Here is a 12045-nt window from a genome sequence, read left to right as displayed (position 1 = left end):
CTTTGGATGCAGTTGGGAAACAGTCTTTTAGGTTTGTTAAGGGCATGAAGAGGGGCTGGGCGGGGCGGACGTGCCGGGCGTCAGGCAGGTATGGGCGGATCTGACCGGAATATAGGTGGATGTGCCCCGTAACTCGAGTGATGTGATCTATAAGTGAGGGGACCTGACCTATAAAACTGCAGCTATGTGAATTACGACCGGTAAATCACCGTTAGTGACCGGTAAATGAAAGGATGTGCCCCGTAACTTTTAAAATGTGACCTGAACCACGCTCAGCACCTAGATTAAAAGAAAGTGGGAAATCAATTGATTCTTAAACCACGTAAACTGCCCAGAACAATTAAAGCTTTAGAAAGCATCAATAATCGTCTGCCCCAATTTCACCCTTCAAAAGCAGAGATAGAAAAAGAACTGGGACAATGTATGGCTGGCTTTCATGGTGAAAAAAGCTCTGATTATTATTTAACATTTCTCGAATCAGATCCAATTATTATCTGTGACTTACGTTTGAAGTATAAGGGGACAAACTTTCAAATTGATACAGTGATCGTCTATCCAGGGGTGATCTGTATTTTGGAGGTAAAATATATTAAGGGAACAATAGAAATAAGGTCTTTTTACGATCAAACTCTGCGGACCTTAAATGGTGTTGAAGAAGGCTTTCCGAGTTTCAAATTACAAGCTGAAAGGCAGTCAGATCTTTTAAGCAAATGGCTTAAGCTACACTGTAATATAACTGTCCCGGTAATCCCTTTCATTGTAATGGGGAATTCTAGGACGATTGTAAAAGCAGAAAATGTGAAAGATCTCTCAAATACGATTCCAATGCAGGCGATCCCGAGAACGATTCATCAATTACTTAGTAAACACAAATTAAAAAAGATTTCAGTTTCAAAGGCACTCAGCATAAGTGAAAAGATGTTACAGGCTCATGAGGAACATCTAATTAATTGGTACAAAAAATTTGGCATTACATTTAATGATCTTAAAAAAGGTTATATTTGCCCTGAATGTAAAGGATTTAACATCCTGAGGAGAGCGAGGAAATGGCAATGCTCACTGTGTAATATCACTGGTTTTCACATTTTTGAACACGCTATTGAAGAAGCATTTTTACTGTTGGGTGATGGTTTGACTAACCAACAATTCAGAAAGCTTTTTGAGACTAGTTCGAGCCAGTCGGTAAAGAGACTACTCAGAAAAATGGACCTTCATCGGACTGGAGAGGGGAAAGGGACGAGATATTATAGAAAATAGTAATGTGAAATCTGAGAGTTGTGATTGTAACTAGTGACCTAAAAAAAAAGAAAATGTGACCGGTAAACGCCCGATAATGACCTCTAAAAACTGTTATGTGACCCGAAAATGCGGGTTATCATTTGATGTGACCTCTAAATATTTGGATCCGACCTGAATATACCTGAATGTGACCTGTAAAACCATGAATGTGACCGGAAAAGTCGCCGCACCCCCGCACCCGCCCAGCTCCACACCACCCAACCCCAAAACAAAAAGCCCTGCACCAGCAGGGCTTCCGCTCAAACTCAAGCTCCAATTAATTCGGCAATACGCCAAGCAGCACATACTTCCAGTTCGTCCGCTGCCCTGTGTATCCTAGGTTATCAAACGTCAGGCGGCTGACCTTCATTGGCGTAATGTAAGGCATCCCGCTGCGTTCAATCTGTTCAGGATCGACTGTGACCCATTCACCGGCGTTCAGTCCGCTGAGAATCTGCTGGCGGTCGCCGTCAAGGATTCCGACTTCCACAATACGGGGTTCAACAAGTCCCATTTCATTTAATACATAGACTTTAGAGATGTCCAGACCGATCACAGGCATTGTCACCGCATTCGGTGCTGCTTCAAGTACGATTTCATTGACCACGTGCTGGCCGATAAACCAGTCTTCGTTTGCTGTGAGTAAGTCTATGTTTAATGGATACATGCTTTTTTCATTCAACGCCGGCTCCTGATCAGGCAAAAGCGGATTGGATGCAACAACACCGTCTCCCACTGATTCTGCAACTGGTGAAGCCACGCGTGCCTGCATTCCTTCCTCAACCAGTTTTGCTTCTTCATCTGTCAGTTTTGACTTTGATGCAAGAGAGTCCGTATAGATCGTGATCAGCGGGTGGCTGATGTCTTCAGCAAGACGGGCAATCTGTCCTGTGAATTCACTTTCAACTGTCACAACTGGGCTGTCTTCAAGCCCGTCAGCAAGACGTTCATACTTATCGCGCTCAGCCTCTAAGCGTTCCACCTGGGCTTCCTGCTGACCAATCTGCTGATTAATCAATGAGCGGGTCTGATCAACGGTTGCGTCAGACACATCAATGCCAACTTCAAGCTCAATCGTCACCAGGAGCTCCTCATCTTCAAGCGTACTTGATGGACGCGCAGTTGCTGAAGAGGAGGAATTTGATTCTGAGATCTTCCGCTCAATGCTCTCAAGCTCACTCAGATATGACTCGACAGCTGAGATCTCATCTTCAAGCTGTTCGATTTCCGATTCGAATACAAGACGCTGTTCCTCAAGGTCTGAAACCGTATATTCATATAAAGGTGTCCCCGGTGTCACCTGGTCGCCTTCTTCTACTAAAAACTGTGTAAACATGCCAAGCTGTTCAGAAAAGTAAACTCTTTCTTCAAGCGCTGTATGTACCACACCATCTTTGACCATGACTTCTTCGACCAATTCACTTTTTGAGGGCTTCTGATCGTGGACAATCGAAGTCCGGTCAATTAACAGGTCATCCTGTTTAATCAAATAAAGGTTCACGCCGGCAAAAATGACAGCGAGAACGCCGATTAACCATATACTTCTTTTACTCAATTTATGCCAGCTCCTTTATAGAAATAAATACTGATAGAACGGGAGATATTCAAGCGCAGCGGTTGCAGCCCAGAATAAAATGTTTAACCCGAGAATAATTAAAAATGCTGCCCACCATTTTAATGTAGTGATTGAACGCAGCACCGTAAACTGCCAATAGATTACCCAGAATTTGAAAAGGGAAATTGCGCCCAGGAAGTATACAAGCCATGCCTGCTCAATGAACAACTGCCCGATCACACCCCATGAAAACGGGGAAGAGTACCAGTCAATTCCCTGCCACACGATCAGCACAATATAGCTCAGCTGTTCAAGCAGGAGTATGAAAACCGGGAACAACGACAGTGCTAGCATCTGCCTGAAAGTGAACTGTTTTGCCATCAGCCAGTAAAAAAGTGCCGGCAAAAATAGCACAATACTCACATACAATAACCCCTGCGCAAGTCTGCCCAGTAAGAAGTAAAATCGCTGCAGATCATATTCAAGTCCATAAAATAAAACAAAATTCCCGGCCCATTCCTGGGTGCCCATACCAATCACAGCACCAAAGCCGAAAATCACCAGTGCCACTATAAAAGCAGCTGCAATATAACGTTTTATATGTAAAACAGCATCGCTGCCCAACACGAAATCTATCATTCTGCCAGGGCTTTTAAGACCCTCGCGTAAGCCGTAACGCATCTTCAAACCTCCCAAAAATAATCGCTTTCTCTATTGTAAAGAAAAACACTGATCTTGTCACTGCTTGAAGTAATTTGAAATTAAATGTTGGAATAGTGAGAAAAATGAAAGGGACCATAGAACTACATAAAAGAAGCTGCCGGTCAATAAAGACCTGCAGCTTCTTTTAATATCCATTCTTCTTCACAACTCTCAGCAATTGCATCAGCATTTCAATCTTATTCGCCTGCTTTGCTGAAGGCATCTGGGAAAGAGTACGTAATTCGTCAAGCAGGGCCGGGTAGGTTCTCAGAAAGTCGATCAGCTGACGGTCCTCAGCTTTCATTACTCTTTCTGAAAGTTCCAGCCTTGATTCCTTAATTACTTTAGTATCAGTCGTTTCATAAAGCACCATCGCCATAAACTTGTCGTCATCAATATGATAAATATCTTTCATCCTGCGCAGCGTATCAATCGGAATCTGTCTGACGCCTCTTTCATAATTTGAAAGGGTGGCAGGCTGAATATTCAGCTGGTAGGCAGCATTTTTCTGACTGATCTGCAGCACTTCTTCACGGTAATACTTTAAAATGTGAGCTAAAGACAACGAATTCACCTACTTAATGACCGGAATACATTTACAATATCGGTCAGCAGGCAATGAAAAATATTTATCAACGATATGTTATGAAAAATGTATAAACAAAACGTTGATTATTTGCTATAATAAATAATTATAAAATACAATAAATTAGTAATTTTCTGAAAAATGGAGGAAATGTAAGTGGATACTTTTCAAGATTGGGTACATGAAGCTCGTATTGATTTTGAGGAAAAACTGTCCCGTGCATTGAAGCCGGAGGAAATTGACTTTTTAAAATGGGTAGAAACACAATTCGTACACACGCAAGCCAATAAATAGAGAAAAAGGGTCATTCATAAAATCTCAGCTCCCGCATCGATACGGAGTGCCTTTGTAGAAGCTGCTACCATCTGGAGGGTTTTATGAATTTGTACACGTTTAACTTTGATCAGCTGCCTGAAGATCTCAATACAATTATGAAAGACTTTCTCGATTATCAGACAGTAAAGGATTTTGAGCGGCTGCCTCACTATAATTTTTTCAGGCAGCTGCAACAGCTTTTTTATAGTGAAAAAAAGATTTTTATCGAATCATGCCATTATTACAAACAGCGCACAGCACCACACCAGACAGGCATCATGATCACACTTCGCGGAAAATCGTCCTTCGATATACATATTTCATGTAACACCAGCACGCACACCATTACCCTGATGTTCCCGCACGCAGAAAACTATTGCCATCGTTCATTGAGCAGCGCTCTTAGCTATGCTTTCAATTATTCCCGTCCCGGCGATCAAAATAAGCCGATTCTACCAGGTGAGAAAAGAGTCATTTGGTCCGGTTTGACCTGGCAGCAAAACAGGTAAATGATTGGAAAACATACAATGGAGCGATTTAACATGGCAATGGAGCAACTTACAAGCGAAAATCTATCAGCAATTTTAAAAGAAGCACACCAAAAAGGTGAGAAAGAACAGCTCACACCACAACAGATGGTGCAATGGCTTGCCTCACAAATGAATACGAAACAGCAAGTCTGAAAAGCGTGCCGGAAAACTGTTTCCGGGATGCTTTTTTAATTTGTGAGGATGCTTTTGAGAAACAGTCCCTAAATGTCATAAAGACATAAAGGTGAGTGGAATGATACGTGAAGGAAACGGATGCGACACCAGAAATGCCTGAAAGCTACCTGAGCAGCGGTGATTGCTACCCAATAAAGAAAAAACACAACATCCTGCACCAACACCAACAAAAAACCGGGACACTCAGCCCCGGCCCTGACACTACACCTGATTCCCGAGCAGCGTCTCCATATGATCAATCCCATTTTCAGTCAGCATGTAATGCATCTGGCCCTCGTGCTTGATTTTTTCAACAAGCGGGCGTGAGCGGCTGAGCGCAATCTGAATTGCTTTTGATGAATGTTCCGTGTCAAAATGACTCTTCAGCACATCGTAGACTTCCTTTGCAGACATATGCTGACGATCGAATTCTTTCATATAGATATAAAGAATACTTAGCGCCTGATCCTCCACGCGTTCAAGCACCCGCGGATCAGGGTTGTTTTCCAAGTTGAAATCAGGCGTATCCTCAGAAACTATTCGTGTTTCATCCTGCTCTTTTGGCATATTGGAAAGTAGCGTCTGGATATAAGCCAGGCCGGATTCCGTTACTTCATAGATTTTCTGCAGCTCCTGATGACCGGCCTCCTGCAGATAACCTTTCTTCACACACGTATGAACACTCAGATGAATATTATTCGGCACAGTATGACGGGCTTCTCTGAACTGCTTGCGCACCATCTTCGCTGTAAATGACGGCTGCTGTTTGAAGTGAGACAGGTAATAAGCCATCGCCAGTGTGAACTGCCATTCTGCATGTAATGGAAGCTTTTCAAGGTATTTTTGAATATCCGGCTTTTCTGCTGAACCTGACTGAGTGAGCGGCTTTGGTGCTGACGGCGAACTCTTTTCGATTTCAAAAGTCGCGGGTACCTTACCGCGGCGGCCAGGGCCAGGCTTCAGATCGTCTTTCATCATTTTTGAAAGGTAGGACTGAACGACTTTATCATGCTCTTCCACAAATTCACGGTCACCGGCAACTGCATACTCAAAGTCTTTATAACGAACACTAAGCTGATATGATTCCTGACCCATTTTTACCGCCTCCTGAAAGTTTTTTATCTCTATTTAACCTTTATTATAGTTCTTTAATCAGATGATTACAACACTTTTTGTTCTATATTAAGAACATTTTTTTCATTCTTTAGCTCTGTATGAGCTGGCTGTCGATTTCTGCGGATGTTAAGCCTCGCGCTTCTCATCAGGGTTAACGTCGCAAAATTTACATAATTACTCTTCAGTTTACTGATTCAATTTAAGTATGCACAAAATCCCATTTTGCTATTCAGTGTTTAAAAAATGGTGAAAGCGGTCATAGTACAACAAACATTTAAAAGAAAGGGGAGAGGCATGATGCTGCTCGACCCATTAGGAAAAGTATTGTTTATGGAGGTCTGTAAAAGACTGCGTGATAACAAATGGACGGTGGATGACCACCAGTTTTATAAAGATGAAGATGTAACAGAAGCGATTTTTGCTCTGCCTGACTATCTGGTTGAAAGAGAAGATAATCCCGAATTTGAAAAGGATATTGCCGTGGTGAAATATGAAGGGAATCCTCAGAAAATGAAGGAAAACCAGATTGACGGAGTTGTACTGAAGTTTTATACAAAACGTCTGAAAGCACTCGGACTTCATGAGTCGATTTCAGAAGTAAAAACCTTTCAGCGCAAAAATAATGCGACAGAAATTGAATTTTTCATCGATCAGGTGTTTGCGGACGAAGAAGTCCAGCAGTGGTTTGATGAACTATTCACCAGACTCGACGAAAAAATGACAGGCATCTACGGAGACGAAATCAAAGACATCCCAATCGTCCTCCTGCCCAAAAAACTCCACGACCTGCCACTTCATACGACGTAATATATTGTTGAAGTGTACAGAGAGAATTTTAATTTAAATAAATGAGGTTATTAATAACACCTGAGGCGAACGGAGCGGAAGGCGGTGACTCCGGGACGATTAGCGGGATAGCTGAGACCCCGCAGAGCGAAGCTCGAGGAGGCTCACCGCCGGCCCTGCGGAAAGCGCCCCCTGCAGCGCAGTGAACCGATTACCAAAGAAAAAGGCTGAGACATCAACGTCTCAGCCTTCATACATATTAATAATGCTCGTTCTCCTCAGACTTCCAGCTAAGAAAAGTAAAAGAGCCGATCAATCCGATAATTAAAATAAATTCAATCAAAAATGATTCGCTGAATGATGTCTGGAACATATCAGTAAACACCTTCAGAGTAATATAAGAAATAAGTAAAATGGCAATGATCATTGCACCTATGTTATGAAGTTTCACCGAACCACACCTCCTGCAAATCTCTAAGATGTCCATAGACTATTGAAGCGGTTTAAGTTTTTTTAAATCAATTGGCTGTCCGATTCTCGAGCCGGGTGAATGACCCGTAAAGCTCATATTTCGTACATTCGAAGGCTGCATGGACTGGATGAAAAATCGCTGTTCATTCAGGTCGAAAAGAACTTCTTTCTGCATACGTAACGCCTCCCTTTGACAACATCTTACGCCGCAAAAAACCACCATTCAACAAAATCATCGTTTCTTAATCGCGTTGTTACATAAATAATATATATAGACAAAAAACGACAAATTTCTGCCTTAATCTGTTACACTAAAAAAACATTCAGATTTATGTTTATCATTTTAAAATACGGGTAAATGTATTTAGCTAACAACATTTCTATACGTACGAAAGGGGTCCGCTATGGCCGACACTCGTCTTGAACCAACCCTGAATCAATTAACTGATAAAATTTTAGACCAGCGAACCGATCTGGCACATGCCATTACTGAAAATCAAAATAAACGATATGAAAGACTTGAAGCATTTTCTGAAGATCTGTTTCAATTTCGTGTTGAACTCGTCACACTCTATGCTGAATCTCTGTCCATGACAAAAGAGGAACGTCAGGAACGGATTGAAAGCTGGGGGACGAAAACAGGTAAGGCCTGTGCTGAAATGGGTATTTCACTTGACTCTATGTTGAAGGAAGTGCCGGAATACCGCGCCGCAATTGGGAACATCATTAAAGAAGAAGCGATTACATATGGTTTTTCAGTAGCAAAACTTTATGACATTCTGTCAGTACTAGACCGCACAGTGGATGATGTCGTGTATTACTTCTGCCTGCCATTTGTAGAAGTACAGACAAAATCTCTTCAAGCCTCACAGGAGCAGATGCTCGAAATGTCAGTGCCGGTTGTACCGATTGATGCCGGCGTTGCAGTGCTGCCGCTCGTCGGAACCATTGACACGCACCGTGCAAAGCTGATTATGGAAGAATCACTCACAAAATGCCTTGAACTGAATGTAAATGAATTCGTCATTGACCTCTCAGGTGTTGCAATGGTTGACACTTTTGTTGCACACAAATTGTTCCAGGTCATTGATTCACTCAAATTAATTGGCGTAAAACCGAAAATTTCAGGGATCTCTCCTGAAATGGCACAGACGATCGTGCAGCTCGGCCTGAATTTCTCAGATATCCCGTCATATGCAACATTAAAATCAGCTTTAAAAGAAATTGGTTTTGAAATGAAGATAAGTGAATATATTTAATACAGGAAACCGCAGCTGATGATGGCTGCGGTTTTCTTTTTTAGCAGATTTAATTACGGTGTTTGATTTTCTTCAGTGCTGGTAGTAATCAGCCCCCAGCGAAAAAACCGTGAGCGTAGTAACCCTTTAATTAATGGCGGTACCACTCAATCATAGACGTATAGTCATCATTTATCGAAGAACAGAATACAAAACTCATGTATTTTTATCCATTTATAAAAGGACGAATATCACTAATTTACATTTAAAAGGGTTTTATATTTCTTTTTTATTACTAAAATGTTACATTATGATTGCATGACAGGAAGGAAATAAAAATAATTTAAGATTTCATATTTAAAATGCGTTAGTCAATGGGATTTGCTAAATACATAGAGGAGGTACAATATGAATCAATTTACAAAAAATGTGTCAGCACTAGTTGGTGCGGGTGTTCTGTCAATTGGCGTATTACAAACTGCTGCTGGAGAAGAACGCAATCAATTTGAAAGTATTTTTTCGGACATCGAGCAGCATGCCCCTATTTATGGAACGATGGAGAATGTGTTTCATATGGACATTATGTCAGGATACCCGGTTTCTTCCGGCATGTATTACGAGATGAAGCCTTTTGAAAAAGTAACACGGGCACAGACAGCAAAAATGCTGACTGCATCATTGGGTGGGAAAATGGCTACACAAAAGTTAAGTCCATTTACAGATGTAAGCGAAATGAACTGGGCCCATGATTATGTCACGATCATGGATGAGAAAGAAATATTTGGCGGGTATCAGGATGGTACATTCAATCCGCAGGCAAATTTAACGCGAGCTCAGGCTGCGAAAATTATCGTTAATGCATTTGACTTACCATATGATGAAAATGAAATGGAAACCGGCTTCAATGATGTTTCTGCTGATCATTGGGCTGCAGCATATATAAATGCACTGGTTGATGCTGAGATCACAACTGGCACGTCCCAAACCGCTTTTTCCCCGGAAGAAGATGTAACGCGTTATCAGCTTGCTGCATTCATTGAACGTTCACTTAATCAATCTGAACGAAGCGTTGATCAAACATTTCTTAAAGTACGTGAAGTGTATGGACAGTTTCATCATCATTATATGAACGCCCTTCAGGAAGCTAATTCTTCCAGTGAGACTAAGACGTATGAAGATTTCCAGTTAGGCTTTAAAGATCTGGTGACAGCTGACTATGAACCTGTTCTGGAAAAAGTTTTTAATTCAGAATGTGCGCTATATGGAGACTGTGATGGAATCAAATATACGGCATCAATTCAAAATATGTTTCATAAGAGTGTGATTGAAAATAGCGGAGACCGTATAACGATTCAATATGATGAAGAGGTGAATGGTCTTTTTTCAAGCGGAAATTATTTAATTAGTATCGCAAAAGAGAATGGACAATGGAAGTTGGATGGATATGAAGCTGAGTTCTATAATGGCGGTGAACTTAAGATCAGCCTGACGAAAGAAGAAGCGCTTAACCACATCGAATCATCCTACCGGTTGAACTTTAAGCAGTGGGAACAAGTTTATAGTGTCACAGATATTGGCATGAATGAAGAAGGGGAGTGGCTGATTCAGCTGAATACGGATGGTCCTAACGATGAGTACGTCGTTAAATATAATCCAGATGAAGGCAATTTTTATTACTGATTTGATTGCAAAACCGCAGCTGTAAGATGGCTGCGGTTTTCTTTTTAAATAAAATTACTTTAATCGTCGTATGATCTTCAGTAAGTTCAGCATGCTGAGGATTGATAGTAATATTGAAAGGGTTAAAAGTAGTATCACGGTCCCCGTATGCTGCAAGTGTTAAGGCACATTATGTAACTTTGGACCCGAATGTCATTTCCCAAAAATATCAAAAATTGCTTCCAAACGTTTACATGTCAGCAATTCGGGTAGAGTCTAATGTATCAGTTTGGAATTATAATGGATTTATTGTTTCTTTTATATTACTTAAATGTTACATTTAGATTACAGAAGAAAGAGGCGTTAGAAAACGTCCGGACAACAGGAGGAAGTAAATGACTCACATTTATAAGAAAAGTACCGCTCTTATTGCGGGTGCAGCACTGTCACTCAGTCTCATCCAGCCAGGTGAAGCAGCAGTCGAATCAAACACTTATCAAACCTTTACAGATGTTGATCGATCATCTGAATTCTATGATTCAATTGAGAGTATGTATTACAAAGGCGTTATGTCAGGTTACCAGACTGGATCAAATTTTCTTGACCCTAAAGAAATGAAGCCGCTCCAGCCCGTAACCAGAGCGCAGGCGAGTAAGATGATGGTGAATGCAGCGGGCATGTTCCCGGCAACGCAGAACACCAATTCATTCGAAGACGTCCCGGAAAGTCACTGGGCGGATACATATGTCACGCTGCTTTCAAGAGCAGACGTGATCTCAGGTAAAGAAGACGGGTCATTTGATCCTGAAGGTCAGCTGAATCGTGCACAAGTTGCAAAAATGATTGCAGAAACATTTGATTTACCATTGAATGACGGCGAAACTTCTTTTGAAGATGTACCTGAAGACAGCTGGTTCGCACCGTATGTAAACGCACTGCTTGACAGCGGGATCACAACAGGCAGAACAGAAGACAGCTTTGACCCATACGGCACAGTAACGCGCTATCAGCTTGCGGCATTCCTTGACCGCGCGCTGGACCAGTTGACCGTTGATGAGATGAATGACCGGCAGACGCTGATGATTGCCAGAGAGACGCTGGTGAAGCTGAATGATCAGCTTTCTTATCAGAGAAAGAACGCAGATTCTACTGAGGACTTACCTGGATACGATACATTCAGTGAGTCAGTCACACCTTTTGTAACAGATGACTATGAACCAACGCTGATTGAAAGATATGAAAATGTTTGTGTGAATTGTGGAGCGACACTTTTCCACGCACCGTTTTTCCCTGAAAAATATATAGATTTTGATGTGAAAAATGAAGATGCAATTTCATTTACAGTCGCACAATTTGACTCGCCATATCTGATGGAAGTTGATCTGCTCCGTAACGGGGAGCAGTGGCAGGTGAATGGATACATACCGGATGGTGAAGATACACCGCCGGCACCGGTTGATTTTGAACAGGCCGCCAACTTTGTACAGTACCTGTATGAAGGCGGAGCCTATGATCGCATCACCTATCTTGATGAAAGACCTGATGCGTACCGATTTTATCATGAGAAAAATGGACTTGAAACCATCTTTGTTGTCAATAAAAATACAGGTGCAATTACAATTGAACCTTAAAATG

General features: G+C 41.7%; 14 protein-coding genes. 8 read left to right on the top strand and 6 right to left on the bottom strand.

Annotated elements, in window-relative coordinates:
- The first annotated feature begins 306 nt into the window (after window positions 1–306).
- The gene (locus tag JOD21_RS02815; RefSeq protein WP_204728142.1) at window positions 307–1257 is read left to right on the top strand and encodes a nuclease-related domain-containing protein; all 951 of its coding nucleotides are present in this window, start codon (window positions 307–309) and stop codon (window positions 1255–1257) included.
- Between the two features lie 298 nt (window positions 1258–1555).
- Here JOD21_RS02815 and JOD21_RS02810 read toward each other — a convergent pair whose 3' ends face one another.
- The 3 genes from JOD21_RS02810 to JOD21_RS02800 form a co-directional block, all read right to left on the bottom strand.
- A complete protein-coding gene (locus tag JOD21_RS02810) occupies window positions 1556–2833 on the bottom strand; it encodes a permuted SH3 domain-containing protein (RefSeq protein ID WP_204728141.1) in 1278 nt (425 codons plus the stop codon).
- Window positions 2834–2848: 15 nt separating this feature from the next.
- Window positions 2849–3514: a hypothetical protein gene (locus JOD21_RS02805; protein ID WP_204728140.1), complete on the bottom strand. Its 666-nt coding sequence runs from the start codon at window positions 3512–3514 to the stop codon at window positions 2849–2851.
- A gap of 166 nt (window positions 3515–3680) precedes the next feature.
- Window positions 3681–4100 (bottom strand): helix-turn-helix domain-containing protein, encoded by a 420-nt coding sequence (locus JOD21_RS02800; protein WP_204728139.1) that lies wholly within the window; start codon window positions 4098–4100, stop codon window positions 3681–3683.
- A gap of 177 nt (window positions 4101–4277) precedes the next feature.
- Between JOD21_RS02800 and JOD21_RS02795 the strand changes: the two genes are divergently transcribed.
- From JOD21_RS02795 to JOD21_RS02785, 3 genes are all read left to right on the top strand, one after another.
- The gene (locus JOD21_RS02795) at window positions 4278–4415 is read left to right on the top strand and encodes a hypothetical protein (protein WP_204728138.1); all 138 of its coding nucleotides are present in this window, start codon (window positions 4278–4280) and stop codon (window positions 4413–4415) included.
- Window positions 4416–4498: 83 nt separating this feature from the next.
- Window positions 4499–4945, top strand: coding sequence for a hypothetical protein (locus tag JOD21_RS02790; protein WP_204728137.1), 447 nt, complete (start codon window positions 4499–4501; stop codon window positions 4943–4945).
- 33 nt (window positions 4946–4978) lie between these two features.
- Window positions 4979–5119 carry a YwzD family small protein gene (locus tag JOD21_RS02785; RefSeq protein ID WP_204728136.1) on the top strand — a complete coding sequence of 47 codons (141 nt, stop codon included), beginning with the start codon at window positions 4979–4981 and terminating at the stop codon, window positions 5117–5119.
- Window positions 5120–5362: 243 nt separating this feature from the next.
- Here the strand turns inward: JOD21_RS02785 and JOD21_RS02780 are convergent, their stop codons facing one another.
- Window positions 5363–6235 (bottom strand): hypothetical protein, encoded by an 873-nt coding sequence (locus JOD21_RS02780; protein ID WP_204728135.1) that lies wholly within the window; start codon window positions 6233–6235, stop codon window positions 5363–5365.
- A gap of 315 nt (window positions 6236–6550) precedes the next feature.
- Here JOD21_RS02780 and JOD21_RS02775 point away from each other — a divergent pair, with 315 nt between their 5' ends.
- Window positions 6551–7063, top strand: coding sequence for a hypothetical protein (locus tag JOD21_RS02775; RefSeq protein ID WP_204728134.1), 513 nt, complete (start codon window positions 6551–6553; stop codon window positions 7061–7063).
- A 238-nt stretch (window positions 7064–7301) separates the two neighbouring features.
- Here the strand turns inward: JOD21_RS02775 and JOD21_RS02770 are convergent, their stop codons facing one another.
- Window positions 7302–7493: a hypothetical protein gene (locus JOD21_RS02770; protein WP_041123421.1), complete on the bottom strand. Its 192-nt coding sequence runs from the start codon at window positions 7491–7493 to the stop codon at window positions 7302–7304.
- A 39-nt stretch (window positions 7494–7532) separates the two neighbouring features.
- The gene (locus JOD21_RS02765) at window positions 7533–7688 is read right to left on the bottom strand and encodes a hypothetical protein (protein WP_204728133.1); all 156 of its coding nucleotides are present in this window, start codon (window positions 7686–7688) and stop codon (window positions 7533–7535) included.
- Window positions 7689–7917: 229 nt separating this feature from the next.
- On the opposite strand from JOD21_RS02765, the gene JOD21_RS02760 reads away from it, so the two are divergent.
- From JOD21_RS02760 to JOD21_RS02750, 3 genes are all read left to right on the top strand, one after another.
- The gene (locus JOD21_RS02760; protein ID WP_204728132.1) at window positions 7918–8772 is read left to right on the top strand and encodes an STAS domain-containing protein; all 855 of its coding nucleotides are present in this window, start codon (window positions 7918–7920) and stop codon (window positions 8770–8772) included.
- Between the two features lie 387 nt (window positions 8773–9159).
- On the top strand, window positions 9160–10431 hold the full coding sequence (locus JOD21_RS02755) for an S-layer homology domain-containing protein (RefSeq protein WP_204728131.1): 1272 nt from the start codon (window positions 9160–9162) through the stop codon (window positions 10429–10431).
- 374 nt (window positions 10432–10805) lie between these two features.
- Window positions 10806–12041 carry an S-layer homology domain-containing protein gene (locus JOD21_RS02750; RefSeq protein ID WP_204728130.1) on the top strand — a complete coding sequence of 412 codons (1236 nt, stop codon included), beginning with the start codon at window positions 10806–10808 and terminating at the stop codon, window positions 12039–12041.
- Window positions 12042–12045 lie beyond the last annotated feature (4 nt).

Origin of the sequence: Jeotgalibacillus terrae (assembly GCF_016908195.1) — a bacterium.
GTDB classification, from domain to species: Bacteria; Bacillota; Bacilli; order Bacillales; family Jeotgalibacillaceae; genus Jeotgalibacillus; species Jeotgalibacillus terrae.
This window is presented reverse-complemented; position numbering and strand designations above follow the sequence as displayed.

Excerpts from the sequence above, each read along its gene's own strand:
- JOD21_RS02805 (WP_204728140.1), bottom strand. The coding sequence starts at position 3,514 with ATGCGTTACGGCTTACGCGAGGGTCTTAAAAGCCCTGGCAGAATGATA.
- JOD21_RS02790 (WP_204728137.1), top strand. The coding sequence starts at position 4,499 with ATGAATTTGTACACGTTTAACTTTGATCAGCTGCCTGAAGATCTCAAT.
- JOD21_RS02785 (WP_204728136.1), top strand. The coding sequence starts at position 4,979 with ATGGCAATGGAGCAACTTACAAGCGAAAATCTATCAGCAATTTTAAAA.
- JOD21_RS02780 (WP_204728135.1), bottom strand. The coding sequence starts at position 6,235 with ATGGGTCAGGAATCATATCAGCTTAGTGTTCGTTATAAAGACTTTGAG.
- JOD21_RS02775 (WP_204728134.1), top strand. The coding sequence starts at position 6,551 with ATGATGCTGCTCGACCCATTAGGAAAAGTATTGTTTATGGAGGTCTGT.
- JOD21_RS02765 (WP_204728133.1), bottom strand. The coding sequence starts at position 7,688 with ATGCAGAAAGAAGTTCTTTTCGACCTGAATGAACAGCGATTTTTCATC.
- JOD21_RS02760 (WP_204728132.1), top strand. The coding sequence starts at position 7,918 with ATGGCCGACACTCGTCTTGAACCAACCCTGAATCAATTAACTGATAAA.
- JOD21_RS02755 (WP_204728131.1), top strand. The coding sequence starts at position 9,160 with ATGAATCAATTTACAAAAAATGTGTCAGCACTAGTTGGTGCGGGTGTT.
- JOD21_RS02750 (WP_204728130.1), top strand. The coding sequence starts at position 10,806 with ATGACTCACATTTATAAGAAAAGTACCGCTCTTATTGCGGGTGCAGCA.